Origin of the sequence: Marinitoga sp. 1138, from assembly GCF_013363265.1 — a bacterium.
GTDB classification, from domain to species: Bacteria; Thermotogota; Thermotogae; order Petrotogales; family Petrotogaceae; genus Marinitoga; species Marinitoga piezophila.
On record NZ_LBFA01000006.1, the window covers coordinates 22,805 to 45,446 of the forward strand.

22 protein-coding genes, 4 tRNA genes and 1 riboswitch are annotated in these 22,642 nt (G+C 30.7%); of the genes, 17 read left to right on the forward strand and 9 right to left on the reverse strand.

All coding sequences use genetic code 11. The features are described from left to right. The first annotated feature begins 23 nt into the window (after positions 1 to 23). The 10 genes from leuS (at position 24) to XO11_RS02020 (ending at position 9,554) form a co-directional block, all read left to right on the forward strand. Positions 24 to 2,504 carry a leucine--tRNA ligase gene (leuS, locus tag XO11_RS01975; protein ID WP_014295879.1) on the forward strand — a complete coding sequence of 827 codons (2,481 nt, stop codon included), beginning with the start codon at positions 24 to 26 and terminating at the stop codon, positions 2,502 to 2,504. Positions 2,505 to 2,527: 23 nt separating this feature from the next. After that, positions 2,528 to 3,211, forward strand: coding sequence for a redox-sensing transcriptional repressor Rex (locus tag XO11_RS01980; RefSeq protein ID WP_014295880.1), 684 nt, complete (start codon positions 2,528 to 2,530; stop codon positions 3,209 to 3,211). Positions 3,212 to 3,233: 22 nt separating this feature from the next. Then, positions 3,234 to 3,320: transfer RNA gene (locus XO11_RS01985), tRNA-Leu, on the forward strand. Between the two features lie 58 nt (positions 3,321 to 3,378). Beyond that, positions 3,379 to 4,068 carry a 16S rRNA (cytidine(1402)-2'-O)-methyltransferase gene (gene rsmI / locus XO11_RS01990; RefSeq protein WP_014295881.1) on the forward strand — a complete coding sequence of 230 codons (690 nt, stop codon included), beginning with the start codon at positions 3,379 to 3,381 and terminating at the stop codon, positions 4,066 to 4,068. Further along, complete coding sequence (gene xseA, locus XO11_RS01995; RefSeq protein WP_175418088.1) at positions 4,055 to 5,473, forward strand: exodeoxyribonuclease VII large subunit; 1,419 nt, start codon at positions 4,055 to 4,057, stop codon at positions 5,471 to 5,473. Before rsmI ends, xseA begins: the two co-directional genes overlap by 14 nt. Then, complete coding sequence (locus XO11_RS02000) at positions 5,460 to 5,714, forward strand: hypothetical protein (protein WP_014295883.1); 255 nt, start codon at positions 5,460 to 5,462, stop codon at positions 5,712 to 5,714. Before xseA ends, XO11_RS02000 begins: the two co-directional genes overlap by 14 nt. A gap of 22 nt (positions 5,715 to 5,736) precedes the next feature. After that, on the forward strand, positions 5,737 to 6,510 hold the full coding sequence (locus XO11_RS02005; RefSeq protein WP_014295884.1) for a hypothetical protein: 774 nt from the start codon (positions 5,737 to 5,739) through the stop codon (positions 6,508 to 6,510). A gap of 2 nt (positions 6,511 to 6,512) precedes the next feature. Beyond that, positions 6,513 to 7,646 (forward strand): glycosyltransferase family 2 protein, encoded by a 1,134-nt coding sequence (locus XO11_RS02010; protein WP_014295885.1) that lies wholly within the window; start codon positions 6,513 to 6,515, stop codon positions 7,644 to 7,646. 59 nt (positions 7,647 to 7,705) lie between these two features. Continuing rightward, complete coding sequence (locus XO11_RS02015; protein WP_175418166.1) at positions 7,706 to 8,611, forward strand: aldo/keto reductase; 906 nt, start codon at positions 7,706 to 7,708, stop codon at positions 8,609 to 8,611. Positions 8,612 to 8,630: 19 nt separating this feature from the next. Then, the gene (locus XO11_RS02020; protein ID WP_075780251.1) at positions 8,631 to 9,554 is read left to right on the forward strand and encodes a 1-phosphofructokinase family hexose kinase; all 924 of its coding nucleotides are present in this window, start codon (positions 8,631 to 8,633) and stop codon (positions 9,552 to 9,554) included. Positions 9,555 to 9,582: 28 nt separating this feature from the next. On the opposite strand, the gene pyrE is transcribed toward XO11_RS02020, so the two are convergent. The 9 genes from pyrE to XO11_RS02065 form a co-directional block, all read right to left on the reverse strand. Beyond that, positions 9,583 to 10,143, reverse strand: coding sequence for an orotate phosphoribosyltransferase (gene pyrE, locus XO11_RS02025; protein ID WP_175418089.1), 561 nt, complete (start codon positions 10,141 to 10,143; stop codon positions 9,583 to 9,585). A gap of 12 nt (positions 10,144 to 10,155) precedes the next feature. Further along, complete coding sequence (gene pyrF, locus XO11_RS02030) at positions 10,156 to 10,914, reverse strand: orotidine-5'-phosphate decarboxylase (RefSeq protein ID WP_014295889.1); 759 nt, start codon at positions 10,912 to 10,914, stop codon at positions 10,156 to 10,158. A 3-nt stretch (positions 10,915 to 10,917) separates the two neighbouring features. Then, complete coding sequence (locus tag XO11_RS02035) at positions 10,918 to 11,808, reverse strand: dihydroorotate dehydrogenase (protein WP_014295890.1); 891 nt, start codon at positions 11,806 to 11,808, stop codon at positions 10,918 to 10,920. Then, positions 11,802 to 12,512, reverse strand: a complete 711-nt coding sequence (locus XO11_RS02040) for an FAD-binding oxidoreductase (protein ID WP_083635623.1) — start codon at positions 12,510 to 12,512, stop codon at positions 11,802 to 11,804. Before XO11_RS02040 ends, XO11_RS02035 begins: the two co-directional genes overlap by 7 nt. Continuing rightward, positions 12,496 to 13,704 carry a dihydroorotase gene (locus XO11_RS02045; RefSeq protein ID WP_175418090.1) on the reverse strand — a complete coding sequence of 403 codons (1,209 nt, stop codon included), beginning with the start codon at positions 13,702 to 13,704 and terminating at the stop codon, positions 12,496 to 12,498. The genes XO11_RS02040 and XO11_RS02045 overlap by 17 nt, the downstream gene beginning before the upstream one ends. Before the next feature lie 9 nt (positions 13,705 to 13,713). Continuing rightward, the gene (locus XO11_RS02050; protein WP_175418167.1) at positions 13,714 to 15,288 is read right to left on the reverse strand and encodes a bifunctional aspartate carbamoyltransferase catalytic subunit/aspartate carbamoyltransferase regulatory subunit; all 1,575 of its coding nucleotides are present in this window, start codon (positions 15,286 to 15,288) and stop codon (positions 13,714 to 13,716) included. A 199-nt stretch (positions 15,289 to 15,487) separates the two neighbouring features. Further along, positions 15,488 to 15,563, reverse strand: a tRNA-Phe gene (locus tag XO11_RS02055). A 12-nt stretch (positions 15,564 to 15,575) separates the two neighbouring features. Next, a tRNA-Val gene (locus XO11_RS02060) sits at positions 15,576 to 15,651 on the reverse strand. 15 nt (positions 15,652 to 15,666) lie between these two features. Next, positions 15,667 to 15,742: transfer RNA gene (locus XO11_RS02065), tRNA-Glu, on the reverse strand. A 186-nt stretch (positions 15,743 to 15,928) separates the two neighbouring features. Next, positions 15,929 to 16,030: riboswitch (purine riboswitch) on the forward strand. A 75-nt stretch (positions 16,031 to 16,105) separates the two neighbouring features. Between XO11_RS02065 and purE the strand changes: the two genes are divergently transcribed. Genes purE through purM form a run of 7 tightly spaced genes read left to right on the forward strand, consistent with a single transcriptional unit; the run spans position 16,106 to position 22,638 of the window. After that, entirely contained in the window at positions 16,106 to 16,516 is a 411-nt protein-coding gene (purE, locus tag XO11_RS02070; RefSeq protein ID WP_075780252.1) for a 5-(carboxyamino)imidazole ribonucleotide mutase, read from the forward strand. Between the two features lie 2 nt (positions 16,517 to 16,518). Continuing rightward, complete coding sequence (purC, locus tag XO11_RS02075) at positions 16,519 to 17,220, forward strand: phosphoribosylaminoimidazolesuccinocarboxamide synthase (protein ID WP_041638732.1); 702 nt, start codon at positions 16,519 to 16,521, stop codon at positions 17,218 to 17,220. Next, positions 17,217 to 17,483: a phosphoribosylformylglycinamidine synthase subunit PurS gene (gene purS, locus XO11_RS02080; protein ID WP_014295896.1), complete on the forward strand. Its 267-nt coding sequence runs from the start codon at positions 17,217 to 17,219 to the stop codon at positions 17,481 to 17,483. The genes purC and purS overlap by 4 nt, the downstream gene beginning before the upstream one ends. Beyond that, positions 17,483 to 18,154 (forward strand): phosphoribosylformylglycinamidine synthase subunit PurQ, encoded by a 672-nt coding sequence (purQ, locus tag XO11_RS02085; RefSeq protein WP_148265185.1) that lies wholly within the window; start codon positions 17,483 to 17,485, stop codon positions 18,152 to 18,154. The genes purS and purQ overlap by 1 nt, the downstream gene beginning before the upstream one ends. Then, entirely contained in the window at positions 18,141 to 20,297 is a 2,157-nt protein-coding gene (purL, locus tag XO11_RS02090) for a phosphoribosylformylglycinamidine synthase subunit PurL (RefSeq protein ID WP_075780253.1), read from the forward strand. Before purQ ends, purL begins: the two co-directional genes overlap by 14 nt. A 2-nt stretch (positions 20,298 to 20,299) precedes the next feature. After that, positions 20,300 to 21,655, forward strand: coding sequence for an amidophosphoribosyltransferase (gene purF, locus XO11_RS02095; protein WP_014295899.1), 1,356 nt, complete (start codon positions 20,300 to 20,302; stop codon positions 21,653 to 21,655). A gap of 17 nt (positions 21,656 to 21,672) precedes the next feature. Next, positions 21,673 to 22,638, forward strand: a complete 966-nt coding sequence (gene purM, locus XO11_RS02100; protein WP_014295900.1) for a phosphoribosylformylglycinamidine cyclo-ligase — start codon at positions 21,673 to 21,675, stop codon at positions 22,636 to 22,638. The last annotated feature ends 4 nt before the right edge of the window (positions 22,639 to 22,642 follow it).

Consider the following 22,642-nt stretch of genomic DNA (forward strand, 5'->3'; position numbering starts at 1 on the left):
CTTGGGTAATAGGAGGGAAGATCATGGAATTCGATCATATTCAAATAGAGAAAAAATGGCAAAAAAAATGGTCCGATAAAAATGTTTTTAAAACGGAACAAAGGAATGAAAAAGAAAAATATTATGTACTCACAATGTTCCCTTATCCTTCAGGAACTATTCATGTTGGACACGTTAAAAATTATGTTATAGGTGATGTTGTTGCAAGATATAAAAAAATGCAGGGATACAATGTTTTGCATCCTTTTGGTTATGATGCATTTGGATTACCTGCAGAAAATGCAGCAATAAAACGTAACGTAAATCCTGGAGAATGGACATTTAAAAATATTGAAACGATTAGAGAACAGATTAAAAAAATCGGTATAAGTTATGATTGGGATAGAGAAATTGCTACATGTACAGAAGATTATTATAAATGGACACAATGGATATTCTTAAAATTATACGAAAAAGGACTTGCATACAAAAAACATGCAGCTGTAAACTGGTGTCCAAGCTGTAAAACTGTTCTTGCAAATGAACAGGTAGTTAATGGGAAATGTGAAAGATGTGGAACAGATATTGAAATGAAAAAACTTGAACAATGGTATTTCAAAATAACAGATTACTCTGAAAGATTGTTAAATGATCTCGAAAAACTTGAAGGATGGCCTGAAAATGTAAAAGTAATGCAGAAAAACTGGATAGGAAAAAGTGTTGGTGCTGAAGTTAACTTTAAAATCGACGGAACAGATAAAGAATTAAAAGTATTTACAACAAGACCTGATACATTATGGGGTGTTACATTTATGGCATTAGCCCCAGAATCACCACTTGTTGAAGAATTAACAACCCCTGAACAAAAAGAAGAAGTAGAATCATTCTTAAATAGAGTAAATAAAGAAGATAAATTTAAGAGAATTGCGCAGGGAGCTAAAAAAGATGGTGCATTTACTGGAAGTTATGCTGTTAATCCTGTAAATGGAGAAAAAATCCCTATATACGTTGCTAATTACATTTTATTTGAATATGGAACTGGTGCTATTATGGCTGTCCCAGCTCATGACCAGAGGGACTTTGAATTCGCTAAAGAATTCAATCTTCCAATTAGAGTTGTTATTACTCCAAAAGATAAAGAATTAAAAGCAGAAGATTTAGAAGAAGCTTTCACAGAAGATGGAATAATGATTAATTCCGACAAATTCAATGGAATGAAAAACAGAGAAGCTCTTACAAAAATTGTAGAGTGGCTTGAAGAAAATGGTTATGGTAAAAAAAGTATTCAATACAAATTAAGAGACTGGTTAATTTCAAGACAGAGATACTGGGGAGCACCTATACCTGTAGTGTATTGTGAAAAATGTGGAACAGTTCCTGTTCCTGAAAAGGATTTACCTGTAAAATTACCTACAGATGTAAAATTCGAACCTACTGGAAAAAGTCCATTGGCAACAAACGAAGATTTTATAAATACAACATGTCCAAAGTGTGGAGGTCCCGCACGAAGAGAAGTTGATACAATGGATACATTTGTTGACAGTAGCTGGTATTATTTGAGATATATTAATCCAAAAATGGAGGACAAACCATTCGATTCAGATGACGTAAATTACTGGCTTCCCGTAGATCAATATATTGGTGGTGTAGAACACGCTATATTGCATTTGCTTTACTCAAGATTTATAACAAAGGTTCTTCATGATCTTGGTTATGTTAATTTTGAAGAACCATTCTCAAATCTCTTTACTCAGGGTATGATTTACAAAGACGGAGCAAAAATGTCAAAATCTAAGGGAAATGTAGTTTCACCAGATGAAATGATAGAAAAATACGGTGCTGATACCTTGAGATTATACATGTTATTTATGGGTCCTCCTGAAAAAGATGCTGAATGGAATGATGCAGGATTAGAAGGTGTTGCAAGATTCATGAATAAAGTGTGGAATTCAATGACAAAGATCATTGAATTCTCAAAAGATGGCAATATTAATAATATCAACTTAACAACAAAAGAAGAGAAGAATTTAAGAAGAAAATTACATCAAATGATTAAAAAGATAACAAATGATATTGAAAAGAACTTCCAATTCAACACAGCAATTAGTGGTATGATGGAGCTTATTAACGAATTAAATGCCTATCTAAATTCTGTTCCACAAGAAAAATGGAATAAAGATTTACTTAAAGAATTATCTGAAGATTTTGTTATACTTATTTCACCATTTGCGCCACATCTTGCTGAAGAATTGTGGGAAATGATGGGACATGAAGATTTCGTGCTAAATGCACAGTGGCCTACAGTTGATGAAGAAGCTCTAAAAGTTGATGAAATTGAAATTGTTATCCAGATTAATGGAAAAGTTAGAGATAAAATGATTGTTGATGCATCTGCAAGCGAAGATGAAATAAAAGAAAAAGCATTTGAATTAGATAAAATTAAAAAATATGTAGAAAATGCAGAAATTAAAAAGGTTATCCTTGTAAAAGGAAAATTATTAAATATCGTTGTGAAAAATAAATAAATTTTTATAGGCAGGGGGTAATTATGAAAAATCCAAAAATACCTAAACCAACAATTAAAAGATTGGCAATATATTATAGATGCCTCGAAAACAAGGAAAGTGCTGGAATAAAAAAAACATCATCTAAAGACCTTGCAGAATCACTTGGAATAAAAGCAAGTCAAATAAGAAAAGACTTATCTTATTTTGGAGAATTTGGAAAACGCGGTGTAGGATACGATATTCCAAAACTAATGAAGTCAATTAAAAATATTCTTGGTTTACACAGAAGATGGAATGTAGCTATCATTGGTGTAGGTAATCTTGGTTCAGCTATTGCAAATTATACCGGTTTGGAACAAAATGGTTTCTTTATAAAAGCTGCTTTTGATAAAGATAAGAAAAAAATCGGAACTCAAATCGCCGCAGGAGTTCTTGTGTATGATATCAAAGAGTTAAAAAAAGTTTGTTCTGAAAAAAATATAGAAATCGCTATATTATCAGTTCCTGGTAAAACTGCACAAAAGGTTGCTGATCAGTTAGTTGAAACAGGAATAAAGGGAATTTTGAATTTTACACCTATAGCTTTACAATTGCCGGAAAATATTGCTGTTGAAAATGTTGATTTCACAGTTTCATTAAAGGCATTAACTTATGAAATTGTTTCTCAATATAAAGAAATATACGAAGTTGTCGAAGAAAACAATAATAATACTGAAGAACAATAAAGTCATTCAAAAATAAAATTGTGCCGAGATGGCGGAACTGGCAGACGCGTATGACTCAGGATCATATGGGCTTTTGCCCGTGCGGGTTCAAGTCCCGCTCTCGGCACCACCAAACCGGCTAAATGCCGGTTTTTTCTATTAATTATTTTTTATACTGAGGTGAATTTATGGGAAAATTATACATAATTGGAACACCAATTGGAAATTTGAAGGATATATCTTTAAGAGCTGTTGAAACTCTAAAAGAATCCGACGTTATTTTCGTTGAAGACAAGAGAGTTACCGTAAAATTACTAAATAGTCTTGAAATTGGAAAAAAAGAATTATTTACTTTTAGCGAATATAATGCAAACAAAGTACTTAAAAAAGCTCTTGATATTGTAAAGCAAAAAAACATTTGTTCTCTTGTTAGCGACGCTGGTATGCCTGTTATTTCTGATCCGGGATACCAATTGATTAATAAATGCTGGGAGGAAGGAATAGAAATTGACATTATTCCGGGTCCAAATGCTCCTTCTGCTGCAATTGCTTTAAGTGGATTCCCTGGATCTAAATATATGTTTTATGGCTTTTTACCAAGAGGAAAAAATAAAAGAAGAGTTTTAAGAAATATAAAGGATATCGATATACTTTTCGTATTTTTCGAATCCCCACAACGTCTTGTCAATACATTAAAAGAAATTCTGGAAATTATTGGCGATAGGGATATTTTTATAGCTCGTGAAATGACGAAAATACATCAGGAATTATTTAGAGGAAAGGTAAGCGAAGCATTGGCTCATTTTTCTGAAAATAAGGTTCGTGGTGAAATTACTGTAGTTTTATCCGGGAGAGATAGCAATAATGAAACAGTTTAAAGATTTAATTTCTTTAATAGATTGGGTAAGTTCAGAATTAAAAACAACTGAATTATTTTCTGATTCTATTACTTTTATAGGAGATATATCAAGAGCTAAATTAAGTACCTCAAAAGATTTATTTATTGAGGTGTCTCAGCGTTTAGGAACTGGTAAAACATACAAAATAAACATATTCCTTTCACGTTATTATGTAAAAACTTTACTTGAAAATTTAGAATTAAAAGATGTTTCTGATTTAGAAAATAAAAGCTGGAAAATTGTTGGAAGATTATCTTTTTGGCCATCATCTTCAAATATTGCTATTACTTTAAAATCTCTTTCACCAGTAGGTGAATCCAAACTTGAAAAACGTAGAAGAGTCATTTTAAATAAGCTTAAATTGGAAGGTCTTTTAAGAACAGCAAATAATACTTTGGAAATGTTACCTCCAATAAAAAAAATAGCTGTAATTTCTTCAGAAACTGCAGCTGGTTATGGAGATTTTGTAAAAAATATAAACAAAACAAAATATCCACCATTAATCCATCTTTATCCATCACCCATGCAGGGGGTAGAAGTTCCTGTAGGGATAATAAGTGCTTTAAAAAATATTTTAAAATCAAAAATAGATTATGATTTAGTAGTTATTATAAGAGGTGGCGGTTCTCAGGCTGATTTAATGTATTTTGATGATTTTAATCTGGCTCAACATATAGCTTATTTTTCAAATAACAAAATTCCAATTGTTACTGGTATAGGGCACGAACAGGATACCACAATTCTTGATTTTGTTTCATATATAAGATTTTCAACTCCAACCGAAGTTGCAAGGGCTATTAATAATCAAATTGAGTTCTTTCACCAAACATTACATGAAAAATTTCAGAATATTATATATGAAATAAACTCTAATTTTACAACAACAGAAATTAAGCTAAAAAACTTATCTGAAAATCTATCCATTTATTTTAATAACATCACAAAAAATCAAGAAAAATACTTAAAGGAAATGTCGAATAAAATCAATAACATAAACAAATTCTTTGAAATGAATGAGAAAGCACTTAATTCCAGATTAGATTTTATAAACTTAATTTCAAATCATATTAATAATAAACTGATAAACTTTTCTTCTGTAATTAATAATGAAAAAAATCTTATTCAAAAAAATATGGAAAATAAATTAAATATGTCCTTTCAACGCATTGATGAATTATATATCAAAATAACTCAAAATAGCCCATTTAGTGCATTTTTAAGCAACGGTGCAATTGTCATTCAAAATGGAGAAATTGTCAATACCATAAAAAATTTAAAAATAGATCCTGTAGAAATCAAATTCAAAGATGGTGAAGCCAAAGGGAAAATAGAAAGTATAAATTATTATAACAATATTGGAGGAGAAAAAAATGACAATAGATGAAATTTTATCCTTAAAGAAAAGTGATATTAAAAAAATGACCTTTAAAGATATTTTGTCTATGCTTGAAATGATTTCATATACTTTTCAACATAACAATGATCTTGATGTGGAATATGCTTTGGAAATATACAAAAAAAGTCTTGACCTTCTTATAATAGCAAGAGAAAAACTAATTCTTGCAAAAGAAGAAAAAGAAAAAATAGATAAAGCTTTCGAAGAAATTAAAAAAAATTTTGATTGATTTCAATTAAGGAGGCGTCCTGTTGAAAGTAGTTGAATATATAAAAAAAGAAAGTTATGAAGTTTCAAAATTTCTCTTTAAAGAACCAGAAATACGAGAAGCTTTATTTTCACCAAATAAAAAGTATTATAAAATAATTCATCATTTTAACTTATTCTTTTCTCTTATAAATATAATTCCCATCATTGGTTCAATTTACAATTTTAATCTCCCATATTTTATTGGATATACAATATACGCATTAGGAGTTTATTTTGTATGGGCTTTTGAATGGATGACAAATTTTGTTATTTTTGAAGAAATTAAAACTTTTACCATAATTCAAATAGCTCTACATAGTTTTTTTGGACTTTTCCTTGATTTTTACGACAAATATGATGCTTTTGATGATATTTTGCATTTAACGGGAGGAATATGGCTGGCATTAATTATTTTCCCGCTGATATTATCTCTTGAACTAACTTTTTCAAGACAAAAAATCCCTACTCTTATTTTAAAAGTCAACTTTTATACCTTTTCAGTTGCATTAAGCATGGGAACAATTTGGGAAATATTTGAATTTACTTCTGATTTAATCTTTGCAGGATATCCCGGTTATCGTTTAGCTCAGGAAGGAAGCTTATTTGATACAATGATGGACTTAATATACGATTCAATAGGTATTATTGTAGGCATATGGTTATTCTGGACCATATTAAAACGATTAAATAAAAATAGAGATATGTATTCTTTACTTGAAAAAATTGGATTGGCATTAAGAAAATTCATTGATAAAAACCAATTAAACGAGGGATGAAAATGTTGCAAATAATATTATATTCACTTATTTTATCCATGATGTTCCAGTTGCTGGGTAAATATATAAATTTATATAGAACAATGTTTAAAATGAAAGATTTAAAGGATATACAACATCCTAAAATCACTATAATCATACCAACTTATAACGAAGAAAAGGTTATAGAAAAAAGTATTCTAAGTATTGAAAAGAATTCATATAAAAATTACGAAATAATTGTAATTGATGACAATTCAAAAGACAATACTTATAAAATATTAAAAGATTTAGAAAACAAATTTTCAAATCTCAAAGTTTTTAAAAAAAAGGGAAAACAGGGAAAACCACAATCATTAAATGAGGCCTTTGAATATGCTTCAGGGGATGTTATATTATTCTTAGATGCTGATGCTATTCTTCCAGATGATTATCTTGAAAAACATATAAGATACTTTGCCAATAAAAATACAGAAATGATATATGTAGACTTTGAAGCTTATAATTACCATAAAAAATTAATCTTTGATTATCAGGAAATCTATTTTGAATTTAGTAGAAATATTTTATATTCAAATATATTTTCAAAAGCTGTTTTTATGGGAAACGGTGTATTTATTAAAAAAGATATTCTTAAAAAAATTATGCCAATAGATGTAAATACCCTTGTTGATGACGTACACATGGCAATAAAATTAAATGAAATAGGTATTACGCAGTTTTTTATCATTGAACCAAAAACAGAAATTCAATACGCAACTTCTTTAAAAGATTTATTTTTTCAACATAAAAGATGGTATATTGGAGGATTAGAAGAATTTTTTAAAGCATCTGTTAATAAAAGGTTTGATGTATTTATATTAAATGCTTTCGTTATTATAATGCTTTTTATTCCAATTTTTGCTGTTGCTATATCCTTTAAATATCCATTACTCACAAAAAATATTTTATTATACTACTTTACAATAATCTGGGGAACTCTATTAGCCTCTGTTTTCTTAAACAAAAAAATTAAACTTCCTGGAATTATTTTTAATTCATTAATCACAATACCTTTTATGATTATTTTTGAATATATTATTGTATTCAATTCATTTATTTCATTATTTAAAAAAGAAAGAATATGGTACAAAGTTAATAGAGATGAGGTAAAGTAACTCTCTAATATGGTATAATAATAATAACCTATATTATTATAAAATCAATATGGAGGGGGATTATGGTTGTAAACTTATCTAACAGCGGATTACATCTTTCAAGAATAATACATGGAATGATGAGATTAAACACCTGGGGATACACAATAGATGAATTTGAATATTTTATAGAAAAAGTCATGGATCTTGGTATTACCACATTTGACCATGCTGATATATATGGAAATGGAGAATGCGAAGAAATATTTGGAAGGTTATTAGAAAGAAATCCCAAAATCCGAAAAAAAATGCAACTTATTTCAAAATGTGGAATAATAAGAAAATCGGATAAATTTCCAGATAGGCGTGTAAAACACTATAACACGAGTAAAGAACATATAATAGAATCTGTAGAAAAATCTTTAAAAAATCTTCATACCGATTATCTTGATTTACTTTTAATTCATAGACCCGATCCGTTTATGAATCCAGATGAAATCGCTGAAGCCTTTTATGAACTAAAAAAATCAGGAAAAGTATTATATTTCGGTGTTTCTAATTTTACAATACAACAGTTTAAAACTTTGCAATCGCGTTTAAGTTTTCCTTTAATAACAAATCAAATAGAAATTTCACCATATAATCTAGAACACTTTTTCAATGAAAATATATATTTTTTACTTGAAAAAAGAATTAATCCAATGGCATGGTCTCCATTATCTGGCGGTAAATTATTTGACCCTGATGATGATAGGGGAGAAAGAATCAAAAAAGCTTTAAAAGAAGTGGCAAAAGATTTTGGAATTTCAGAAATTGAAAAAATAGTATATGCATGGTTATTAAACCATCCTGTTGGTATTTTACCAATTGTTGGAAGTGGGAAAATTGAAAGAATCAAAAATGCTGTAGAAGCTCTGGAAATAACCTTAACCCGCGAACAATGGTTTATGGTTTATGAAGCTTCATTAGGATATAAAGTTCCTTAATATATTGGGGGGGAGAACAATGATTTTTACATTAACAATGAATCCAAGTTTAGACAGGTATATTTATATTGACAAGCTTATACCCGATGACACAATAAGAGCAAAAAAAATAAAAGATTATCCAGCAGGAAAGGGAATAGACGTTTCAAGAGTAATAAAAGAATTAGGCGGTGTTTCAGTAGCTGTTGCATTATTAGGTGGGGATAACGGTCGAAAAATAGAAGAAATGCTTGACCAGGAAGGTGTAATATATTCTTCAGTTAGAATATCCCATGAAACACGTATGAATATAATCCTTGAAGAAGAAACTCAATACAGAATGAGTATGCCTGGAGAACATGTTAAAAGAGAAAAACTTCAAAAAGTTTTTGACATATTACAATCGCTGGTAAGAGAAGGAGATACTGTTGCTATATCAGGAAGTTTACCAAAAGGTGTTGATCCTGATTATTATACTGGTCTTATCTTTTCATTAAAACAATGGGGAGCAGAAGTTTTCTTTGATGCTGATGGAAAAAATTTAATTGCTGGTCTTGATGCTGAACCAGATTGTATTAAGCCGAATACTCATGAATTATCCCGTTTATTGGGAAAAGATGTCCCTGAAGATGATAAATATGAAATTGCCAGAGAAGCACGATATGTTCTTGAAAAATATCATTTAGATGAAATACTTGTATCAATGGGAAAATATGGAAGTGTTTATGCTAATTGGGATATGGCTATGTATGCTTATCCTGTTGATTTAGAAGTAAAAAGTGCAGTTGGAGCCGGTGATTCATTCTTAGCTGGATATATATTGAAAAAAAACGAAGGAATTGAAGAAGGATTTAGATGGGCAAATGCTGCAGGAAATGCTGCTGTATTAACTCCAGGAACAGAATTATGCAAAAAAGAAGATGTCTTAAAGCTACTTCCACAAATAAAAATTGAAATGTTATAAAAAACAGAGGCATATCGCCTCTGTTTTATTATTTTCTACTTCCAGGTTTTACTGCTGGAATATTCTCTTTACATAAGGGGCAATTGTCTGGTTCATATGTTTTTGCATCAATTTCTACCAATGATTGAATTTTAATATTATTAAGATCTTTTTTCTTGCTTCTATTTACAATACAACCAATGCCAATAATCTGCGGCTTATACTTTTCAAGAGCCTTTACAACCTCCAATGTGGATTTCCCTGTTGTAATTACATCCTCTATAATAATAACCTTTGCACTCTCTTCAATAAAAAAGTTTCTTCTAAGCTCCATAACTCCTTCCTTATTTCTTTCGGTAAATAAAAACGGTGTTTTAAGTCCTCTTGCAACTTCATATCCAATAATCAATCCTCCAAGCGCAGGAGAAACAACATAATCAGGTTTCTCATTAAATTTTTCTGACAAAGCTTTTCCAAGCATCTCTGCATATTCTGGATATTTTAAAGCCTGAGCACATTGAATATATGTATCTGAATGCAACCCTGAGGATAATAAAAAATGTCCATTTAATATTGCATTTGTCTTTTTCAATATCTCCATTATTTCCATTTTTTAACCCCCTTAGAAATTATAGTATTTTGAAATTAATTCATTGTATTCCTTAGCCTTTTCACGTGGATTTTCATTGAATATAATACCCCTTGAAACATTTATTACAATATTCTTATATCCTTTAAGATTTCTGAATAATTTCTCTACATTTCCCTGCTGTGCTCCGATTCCCGGTATTAAAAAAAGCATGTCTTCTGAATTTTCAACTATTTCATCAATAAATTCACTATTTGTAGCTCCCACTACAATTCCAATTTTATTTTTATATTCCTTATTCTTTTCATTCATCATCTTTGTTATTTTCAAATATAATTTTTCCGGAATTTCAAAATCATAAGCCCCTTTGTTTGTTGTTAATGCCAATGCAAATAGATGTGCATTTTGATATTCGAGATATGGAAGCATTGTATCAAATCCCATTAGAGGATTTACCGTCAATGAATCAACTTTTAATACATTAAAGTAATAATATGCATAAGCTGCTGCTGTATTTCCTATATCACTTCTTTTAGCATCGAGAATTATTGGAATACTCTCATCCTGTTTTATATATTCAATTGTTTTTTCCAGTATTTCAATACCTTTATGTCCCATCTTCTCATAAAAAGCTATATTTAATTTATAACCACATACAATATCAGAAGTTTCATCAATAATCTTTTTATTAAAATCCAGAACATCTCCATCTATTTTTTCAAAATCACTATCCAATCCCGCAAACAAAACGGATTTTTTACTTTCTCTTCTTTTCAAATATTTTTCAAGCATCTATTATCCCTCCAATGCGCAGTTAAATATTTTTTGATAGTCATGTACTTTAAAATATTCTTCTAATTCTTTTATAATATTTATTGGTCGTTCTGGATCAGACATAACTCCTGCTCCAATTCCAACAAGATTTGCCCCGGCCATTATAAACTCTATTGCATCTTCAAAAGTAAATACACCACCCATTCCTATAATTGGCAAATCTCTAAAGACTTTTCTTATTCTATACACAGTTGCAAGTGCTATAGGTTTTATAGCCGGTCCGCTAAAGCCACCAACTGCTCTTTTTAATATTGGTTTTCCGGTATTTATATCTATTTTAAGACCTTTGGGTGAATTAATAAGCGTTACTCCATCAACTCCACCTTTTACAGCACTTTCAACAAGATCTTCAAGAAATGTTTCCACACCAAGTTTTATAAATATAGGTTTTTTGGATATCTTCTTTGCTTCTTTTACAAGCGAATAAATACCTTCTTTATCAATTCCAAGTGGAATTCCATTTTTACCTACATTTGGACATGAAAGGTTTAATTCAAATATAACTGCTTTACTATCGTTTAATCTTTCTATTAGATTCAAATAATCTTCTTTTTTGTCACCACCTATACTTAAAATCACATTTGTATCCAGTGAATCAAGAAAATTCAAATCATCTTCTATAAATTTATCTATTCCAGGATTTTGCAAACCTATAGAATTTAATATACCAGCCTTTACATTTACAATACGTGGTGGTGGATTTCCTTCTTTTTCATCTGGTGTAACCGTTTTTGCTGTAAAACCTCCTAATTTATTTAAATCTATATATTTTGCCAATTCCTGACCATTTCCCCCGGGACCGGAAGCTATTATTATAGGATTTTTAAATTCTATCCCACATATATTTACCATTCTAAATCCACCTCACTTAAATCAAAAACGGGACCATCTTTACAAATCATCTTAATTCCATCTTTAGTCTTTATAGGACATCCTTTACACATTCCGACGCCACATCCCATTCTTGCTTCTAATGATGCATAAACCTTATATCCTTTAAATTCATTTTTTACTGCTTTTATCATATTTAAACTTCCACACACAAGAAATCCTGTATTCTTTGATGGATTTTCTCTTTTTATTCTTTCAATAACTGAAATTCCTTCTTCCTCGTCAATATGTAATTTATCCGTATCCAAAATACTTTTTATCTCATTTGTTCTAAAACCATAATATTCATTTTCCACAAGCTCAGGATATTCATTTTTAAAATGCATAAGAGGTGCTGAACCACAATCTCCGCCTATGAGAATATATTTTTTATTTTTATCTATAGTTTCTATAAATGACTTTCCATAAGGCCCTCTAATATCAATAAAATCTCCTATCTTCAATTTTTTTAATCTTCCTGTTAAATCTCCAACTACAGCAATTAAAAATTCTATTACCTTTCCTTTTTGAAAAATAACTGAAAATGGTTTTGGAAAATCATAATCCTCTGTTTTTACCATAAAAAACTGACCTGGTAAAACATTTATTATTTCAGATGTTTCTACTGAAAGAAACAAATAATTCTCTGTATTCTCTTTTCCTATAACCTTACATTTCATTTTCATTCATCCTTTCATCGTATTTTATTTCACCATTTACAATAGTCATTACTACTTTACCTTCCAATTCCTTATACGGCATATTTTTTCCTTTTGAATATATTTTTCCATCCCATTTTGAATTCAAATCTACAATAGTTATATCTGCAAAATATCCAGTTTTTATATCTCCTACCTTCTCTAAATTAAAAATCTTCGCAGGATTATATGTAACCTTTTCTACAATATCTGACAATGGAATATTGTATTTTCTGGATACTGTATAAATTGCCGGAAAAAATATATCAAGCCCGGATATTCCTGGTGGCGCCTGATTATAATCCCTTGATTTTTCTTCCATTGAATGTGGTGCATGATCGCTAATTATAATATCTATATATTCAAAATTATCTATTAAGTATTTTTGTGTATTTTTATCCGGCAATGGCGGATTTATTTTGTATATTGGATTACTTTTCCCGTGATTTTCGAATAATAAATGATGAAATGTAATTTCGCATGTTGCCTTTATTTTATTGCTTTTTGCGTATTTTAATAAATCTATTGAATTCTTAGTTGAAATATGGGCTATATGTATATGTGCATCTAAATACTTTGCTATCTCTATATTTCTTGCTATATTTAACGATTCAAATAAGGGTGTATTTCCAAATCTACTATCTTCACAATGGTCAATAACTATTCCATCATATTTTTTTGTTTCTTTTAATGCTTTAAACATTATTTCTGAATCATAAACCGGGGAGCCATCATCTGAAAAGAATTTAAATCCATTTTTTATATGTTCTTCAATATTAACAAGATCTTTTCCTTTTCTTTCCTTAGTAATTGCGCTTATAGGCATAACCTTTGCAAGATTTACTCTTTTGCTTTTTTCTACAACAAATTGAAGCGTTGTTAATGAATCCATTGCCGGAGAAGTATTTGGCATTACTCCAACAGTAGTTACTCCTCCATGAACAGCGGCCTTAAGGCCGCTTTCTATTGTCTCTTTATATTCAAATCCAGGTTCTCTTAAATGAACATGCATATCTATAATCCCCGGAATAATAGTTAATCCTTCTGCATCAATTATTTTATCAACATCATCTTTAATATTTTTCGCTATATCAACAATAATATTATCTTCAATTAAAATATCCTTTTTCCCTGATGTTGAATGTGAAATAATATCCCCATTTTTAATTAAAACTCTCACATCAACCACCTAAACATTCCAGATTTCTTCAAATGTATGAGGTGTTTCACAGAATTCACATACCAATTTACCTTCCTTATTTTTTATAAACGATCCTTTTATTCCTTCACCATTATTTGGATGTGAAATACAATTTTCATTTTTACATCTCAATTCTTCAAAACCATATACTCTTGGCGGAAGTGTAATTCTATATTTTTCAGTTACTCGAGCATTTTTTATAATATTAACTGTCACATTTGGTGAGATAGCTGATAACTTTTTAATTTCCTTTTTAGTTAAATATCTATCCGGCAAACTAATATATCCCTTAAACACACCATCCTTTGACTTAAAAATTCCATCTGCACTATCTACATCATATAACTTCAATATTTTTCTAATCTTCATAATCATATGATAAATTTCTTCTTCCGTTTTACCCTTAGCAATATGATCTATTACAGTTCCATTTTCTATAGGTTTAATTCCTCTTTTCCCTTCCTTTTGCACTCCATGCGTTCCATCAACAATAGGAGCTTTCACAACAAAATCCTCCTTTATTTCTTTTACGCTTTTCGAAGTATCAAAATCTGCTTTCAATGCTCCACCAAACATTGACAATAAAATTATTCGTGTCCAGTATCCGTTAATTGCCTGTCTTTCCCAACCATTTAATGGCAAATCATCTAAAAATGTTGGAATAGTAGGATAAAGTTTATGTCTTGGAAGAGGATGATAAAACTTAATATTATCAGGAATTTTTTCAAGGTAGGATTTCTGGAAAGTAACTGCTTTTCTTAAAATATGCTCTTTTTCTAAAATATCTTCACCCATTCTTTCTAATTGCAAACGTGTAAAATACCATATATTTGCAACGTCACCATGTTTTAAATACGAATCTATAGACTCAAATATTCTTACTTCAAAACCATTTTCTTTCATCTGGGAAATATAATGTGAAGGCATAGAAATTTCTTGCGGAGCAATAAGGTCAACCTTAACATTTTTGAAGATTTTTAATCCATTGACCTTGGAGTGTACTGTTCTACCATGGAGAAGATCGCCAACAAGCGCAATATGAATAAAGGAGTTATCGAAGTTATTTTGTTCAAGGAAGGTAAATTCGTCGAGGAGTTCTTGAGTGGGGTGTTCGTGTTTTCCATCACCGGCATTAATAAAAGAAGGAATAGGAAGGTCATTTCTAAGTGCAAATTTTGAAACAGATTGTTCTAAATATCTACATGTTCCTTCAAGTTTAGAACGTATCACAAAAATGGAATAATCACTGTAACCGGTTAGCATATTAAATGTATCTAAATAGCTTTCTTTCTTATTAAACGAGGAATGATTGGAATCAAAGATAGTAACTTTAGCTTTTTTGTGGAATTTTGCAGCATTAATGAAGGATTCTTTAGTGCGGGTACTTGGTTCTATAAAAACAATATAAATACCAACATTCTTATTAATCATAAATTCGGATAAATCCTGTTTCTCAAGCCATTTTTTCTTTAATTGTTTTGTTTTTTCATAAAGGAAAAGTTGTTCCTGAATAGAAAGATCGTTAATAACCGCAAGTGTTCTTCCAAGAAAATCGTGTTTCACGTTTTCCATACATCCACCTCCAGGAAAAAATTTTTTCCTGAAAATCATACAGAATTTTTCAGAAAAAATCAATTAAAACAAAGTAACTTTAATGTTAAAAAATAATATATTAGTATCAAAAATTATTTCAAACACTACTAAATAATGAGTTTAATAACTTTAAAATAAAAAAATCCCCGAACTAAGTTCGGGGATTTTTTGGTGGCCAGGGACAGAATCGAACTGTCGACACCTGGATTTTCAGTCCAGTGCTCTACCAACTGAGCTACCTGGCCACTATTTAAAAATGGTGGGTGCTGCAGGGATCGAACCTACGACCTTCTGCTTGTAAGGCAGACGCTCTCCCAGCTGAGCTAAGCACCCACTCATGTTTTTATCTGGCGCCCCCAACGGGATTTGAACCCGTGTCTTTGGCGTGAAAGGCCAATGTCCTAGGCCGCTAGACGATGGGGGCAATCTCTTTCACAACCGAGTTATATATTACCAGATTTTTCTTTAAAATTCAAGGAAGCAAATATTGAATTTATGTAAAAATTTGTTATTGTTGAATTCACGTTATTTTAATTATTTGGTTATTCCATTTTCATATTTTTTTTGATAGAATGCCGGTGTAAGGATATTTAAATTTATATAAGTTAATAAAAAATGTTTTTCCTCTTCCTGTATAATCCCGGGAATATGGCTCGGGAGTCTCTACCAGGCAGCCGTAAACTGTCTGACTACAGGAAGAGGGGTGTGGGATTATTGTATAGAATCACGCCTCTCTTCCTGAGAGGCGTTTTTTGTTTTTATTAAGATTTTTAAAAGGAGGTCTATTATGTCAAAAGTTTTAATTATTGCTGGTAGTAAATCCGATGAAACTTTTGTAAAACAGGCTCTTGATTTATTTGATGAATGGGGCATAGAGTACGAATTTAAAATTTACAGTGCCCACAGAAACCTCAAAGAATTAACAGAATTCCTCTCTACTCTCTCCTCCGAGTTTAAAGTTATCATAGCCGTTGCCGGTCTTGCCGCTGCTCTCCCAGGCGTTGTTGCTTCATTAACTACTCTTCCCGTAATAGGTGTACCAAATGCTGTTGGACCTCTTAATGGTGTTGATGCTTTACTTTCCATAGTTCAAATGCCCAAAGGTGTTCCAGTAGGAACAATGGGAATTGGAAATCACGGAATGAAAAACGCTGCATATTTTGCAAAAAGAATTCTGGATCTGGAGGGGAAAAAATGAATATAGAAAAATTTGAAATGTTATATGAAGGAAAAGCAAAAAAAATATTCAAATATAACGATGAAGAAGTTATTATATATTTCAAAGATGATGTAACTGCTTTTAATGGCATAAAAAAAGATTCTATTTCCGGGAAGGGAAAAATCAACAAAAAGATAACAACATTTTTCTTTGAACTGGTAGAAAAAGAGGGAATTCCAACACAATTCGTAAAAGATTTAGATGAAAATTCTTTTATCGCTAAAAAGGTTGAAATTATTCCTCTTGAAGTTATTGTAAGAAATTATACCGCGGGTAGTTTTTGCAAAAGGTATGGAGTAGAAAAAGGAATAAAACTGGAAAATCCTATAGTTGAATTTTCATTAAAAGACGACTCTTTAGGTGATCCCATGATATGTGAAAATGTCATTTTATCCTTAAACCTTGTGGAAAAAGACGTTCTTGAAAAACTTAAAGAATATGCTTTAAAAATAAACGAAATACTTTCAAAATTCCTTACAGAAAAAAATATAATACTTGTTGACTATAAGCTGGAATTTGGAAAATACAATGATAAAATATTATTAGCCGATGAAATTTCTCCTGATACTTGTAGATTCTGGGATAAAGATACAATGGATTCACTTGATAAAGATGTATATAGAGAAGAAAAAGGTGATTTAATTGACAAATACACAGAATTTTTAAGGAGGATTGACATATGAAAATATATAGATTTGAAGCTTTAATTACATTAAAAAACGGAATTTTAGACCCTCAAGGTGCAGCTACTCAAAAAGTATTGAAAAGATTGAATTATAAAATCGATAATGTAAGATTTGGTAAATTAATTACTTTTGATCTTGAAGCCGAGAATGAAGAAGATGCTAAAAAAATCGCCGAAGAAATAACATATAACTCTTTAATCAATCCAGTTTTGGAAAATTATGAATTAAAATTACTTGAAACAAGGGAGTTAGAAAAATGATAAATGCAGGAATAATAGTATTTCCAGGATCTAATTGTGATAGAGATGCGGAGTTTGCATTAAGAAAAGCTGGATTTAATACAGAATATGTATGGCATGATTTTAAAGAAATTGGAAAATACGATTTAATATTTATTCCAGGTGGATTTTCATATGGAGATTATTTAAGAGCAGGAGCTTTAGCAAAGTTTTCTCCTGTAATGAATGAAATAGAAAAATACGTTTCAAAAAAACAGGGATTTGTTCTTGGAATATGCAATGGATTTCAGATATTAACTGAATCTGGAATATTACCAGGTGCTTTAACTAAAAACACATCATTAAAGTTTATATGTAAAGATGTAGATGTAAAGGTAATTAACAAAACATGTTCATTTACAAAATTCGTTTCAAAAGAAGTTTTAAGAATACCAATTGCTCATGCTGAAGGAAATTATTATATAAGCGAATCAGAATACATAAAGTTAAAACAAGAACACAGAATAGCCTTTGAATATGTGGAAAATCCAAATGGTTCTGTTGGAAATATTGCAGGAGTTTATAATGAAAATTTTGCTGTGCTTGGAATGATGCCACACCCTGAAAGAAATTCTGTAAGAACACTTGGAAATGGTGATGGACTTGAAATATTGTTATCTATCAGGAGGTCTATAGAAGATGGAAAAAAATAAATTATATCTTGAATTGGGATTAAAGGATTTTGAATATGACAGAATAAAAGAATTGCTTAATAGAGAGCCAAATGAAGTTGAAACATACATGTTCTCCGCTCAATGGTCTGAACATTGTGGATACAAACATTCAAAAGAATTATTAAAAAAACTTCCAAAAAATATAGAAAATGAGAATGCAGGTTATGTATTAATAGACGATTATGCTGTTGTGTTTAAAGTTGAAAGCCATAACCATCCAAGTGCAGTTGAACCATATCAGGGTGCTGCAACTGGTATTGGTGGAATTGTCAGGGATGTACTCGCAATGGGAGCACGTCCTATTGCTTTACTTGACTCTTTAAGATTTGGAGACATTAAAGATCCAAAAGCAAAAAATATATTCGAAGGTGTTGTATCAGGAATTAGCGGGTATGGAAATTCCATAGGCGTTCCAACAGTTGCTGGTGAAACCTATTTCGACGATAATTACCAGACAAATCCACTTGTAAACGTAATGTGCGTGGGGCTTGTGGAAAAGGATAAAATAGCCTCTTCCAAAGCTCCTGCTGCAGAAAAATTATATGTGTATATTGGTTCTAAAACAGGAAGAGATGGAATACATGGTGCTTCATTTGCTTCAAAAGAATTATCTGGAAAGGACGAAAGGCCTTCAGTACAGGTTGGAGACCCATTCTCAGAAAAAAATCTCATTGAAGCAACACTTGAAATACTTGATATTCCTGGTGTTCTTGCATGTCAGGATATGGGAGCTGCTGGAATATTGAGCTCTTCATCAGAAATGTCTTTTAAAGGCGGATTCGGCTGCGAATTACACCTTGATAAAGTACCTTTAAGAGAAGAAGGAATGTCAGCATGGGAAATATTATTATCTGAGTCTCAGGAAAGAATGTTATTTCTTGTAGAACCAGGAGTTGAAGAAAAATTAGCCGAAATTGCAAAAAAATACTTCCTTGATTATGCAGTTATAGGCAAAACAATTGAAGGTAAAAATATGAAAATATACATGAATGGCAAATTAATGTCAGATATGCCTATAAATGCTCTTGTCGATGCCCCCTCCTTTTACAGAAAAACATCAACACCTTCATATATCCAAGAACTAAAGAAAGAAATTCCAAAAAGCGATATACCTTTAAAAAACGCCTTATTTAAAATATTAAAAGATCCTAATATTGCCAATAAATCCTGGATTTTCGAACAATATGATTATAAAGTAGGAACAAACACTGTAATAATTCCTGGAAAAGCCGATGCTTCTATACTCTGGATTAAAGAAACAAATAAAGGTATTGGTGTAACCATAGATGGCAACGGATTATACACATATATTAATCCATTCGAAGGAAGCAGAAATGTTGTATATGAAGCAGCAAGAAATCTTGTTGCTACGGGTGTAAAACCTCTCGGTGTAACAGATAATATGAATTTTGGAAATCCTGAAGATGACATGGTAATGTGGCAATTTGAACAGAGTATAGAAGGTATTACACAGGCATGTAAGGAATTATCTGTTCCTGTTACCGGAGGAAATGTTAGCTTTTATAATGAATCAGGTGAAAAAGCCATATTACCAACACCTGTAATTGGCATGGTTGGTGAAGCTGACTTAAATCATATTATGGATATGCAATTTAAAATGGCCTCAGATAAAGTATATTTAATTGGAAAAACTGAATTAGATAAAAATAAGCTTGGTGGAAGTCTTTACTTAAAAATCCTTTTTGATTTTATAGGAGGAGAATTGGATACAATAAACTCAGAATTTGAATTAAATTTACAAAACACAGTGCTTGAATTAATCAAAAATCATCTTGTAAATTCTGTTCATGATGTTTCAAAAGGCGGTCTTGCAATTGCAATAATAGAATCTGCGTTAAATGGCAAAAAAGGATTTAAAGGTAATATTGGCAATTCACTTGAAGAACTCTTTGGTGAAAATCAATCAAGATTTATTATTTCCGTTTCTCCGGAAAAAACAGAACTCTTTGAAACATTTATGAAGAAAACAGGAATACCATATAAAGCTATTGGTGAAGTAATGCCTATGAATTACGGTATAGACTTTGGATTTGGACAGATATATTATAAAAATTTATACGATGCATATTTCAATTCCATCAAGGAATATATGGAGGACTAAATATGTTAATGGAAGAATGCGGAATTTTCGGAACATTATTAAAAAACAATAATAACGCTGTGCCATATGTTGTTGAAGGGTTAATAGCCCTTCAACATCGCGGCCAGGAATCAGCAGGAATAGCATATGTCACAGAAGATGAATTAAAAGTATTTAAAAAAATGGGAATGGTAATGGATGTATTCCATAATGGAACAATGAAAAAACTAAATAGCCATATGGTTATAGGCCATGTAAGATATTCCACAAAAGGACGTTCTGAAATTCAAAATTCACAACCATTCCACGTTAGATTCAAAAATGAACATTTTGCTATAGCACATAATGGACAAATTGAGAACGCTGAACAGTTAAGAAAAGAACTTGAAGAACAGGGAACAATATTTTTGACAGAAACGGACACTGAATTAATATTACATATACTAATAAAAAAACTAAATAAAAAAATATCAGAATGGACATTCGAAGAAATAGCAAAAACAATATTTGAAAACATCTCACCTTCATATTCATTATTATTGTTATTTAAAGATAAGATAATAGCATTAAGAGATAAATATGGATATAGGCCTTTATATTACTATACAGACGAAAATGGAATATACATATCTTCTGAAGATAGCGGATTTTATTTTCTGGGACCAGATAAAAAAAATATCCAAGAAATAAAGCCTGGTGAAGCATATGAGTTTTCATTAAATGGAATTAAAAAATTTTCTGTAAATTCACAGGAAAAAAGATATTGTTTCTTTGAACATATATATTTTGCAAGACCAGATTCCAATCTCTTTGGGAAAAACGTTCATATGATGCGTGAAGAGCTTGGAAAAATGTGTGCAAAGGAAAATCCCGTAGAAGCCGATATTGTTGTCCCGGTACTTGATAGTGGTCTTTCCGCTGCATTAGGATATTCAAAAGAGAGTTGCATTCCCATAGACCTTGGTTTAATGAGAAATAGATATGTTGGAAGAACCTTTATTTCACCAAATCAAAGCGATAGAGAAATAGGTGTAAGAAGAAAATTACCTCCAATAGAAGGAGTTATAAAAGGCAAAAGAATAATACTTGTTGATGATTCCATAGTAAGAGGGACAACAATGAGAAAAATAGTGGATATGCTAAAAAAAGCCGGTGCAAAAGAGGTTCATGTTAGAATAGCCAGTCCCAAAGTAGTAAATATATGTAAATGGGGAGTGGATATTCCTGAAAAAGATGAATTAATTGCTGCAAATAAAAGCATAGAAGAAATGAAAAAAGCTTTTAATGCCGACTCTCTTGGATATGTCTCTCTTGAAGGAATTAAAAAAATACTAAAAGATGAATATAATAACTATTGTTTTCATTGTTTCATGAAATAAAAGCGAGAGGTGAAATTATGGATTATAAATCAAGCGGTGTAAATATAGATGAAGCAAATAGCATGATTTCAAAAGTTAAAGATAAATTAAAAGAAAATGCCGGGCTATATGCTGGACTTTTTCCATTAAAAAATATAATTAACGAATATGAAAATCCTGTACTCGTTTCAAGTACAGATGGTGTTGGAACAAAAATGATACTCCTTGAAGAAAGAAACAGATGGGATATAGTAGCTAATGATCTTGTTGGAATGGTATTAAATGATCTTGTATGTATGGGTGCAAAACCTTTATTCTTTTTAGATTATTATGCTACAGGAAAACTCGATGGAGAAAAAGGTGCTGCATTTTTAAACGAATTAATAAAAGTGCTTGAAAAAGTAAACTGCGAATTATTGGGCGGCGAAACTGCAGAATTACCAGGAATGCTTGTAAAAGACAGAGTGGATGTTGCTGGATTTGCTGTTGGAATAGTAGATAAAGATAAAATTCCAGGAAAAGAAAAGGTAAAAGAAGGAGATATCGTTATAGGGCTTCCTTCTTCCGGGTTTCATTCAAATGGATATTCACTTGTTAGAAAATTATTGGACGAAAATAGAATGAAATTTGATGAAAAAATCATAGCTCCTACAAAATTATATGTAAATGAAACACTTAAAATAAAAGATTATATACATGCTGCTGCACACATAACCGGTGGCGGAATTGGAGAAAATCTTTCAAGGGTTATTCCTGAAGGATATCTGGCAAATATTCATATTAACTGGAAAATACCTGAAGTATTCGAAAGAGCTCTAAACGCAGGTGTGAAAATAGAAGAGGCTTTTAGAGTATTTAATATGGGAATAGGAATGATTTATATATTACCTCAAGAAAATTTGCAAAAAGTAAAAGAAATACTCGAAGAAATGGATATTTCTATATATGAAATTGGAAAAATAATAAAAACAGATGAAGATGAAAAAGTTCGCATAAACCTTTAAAAGA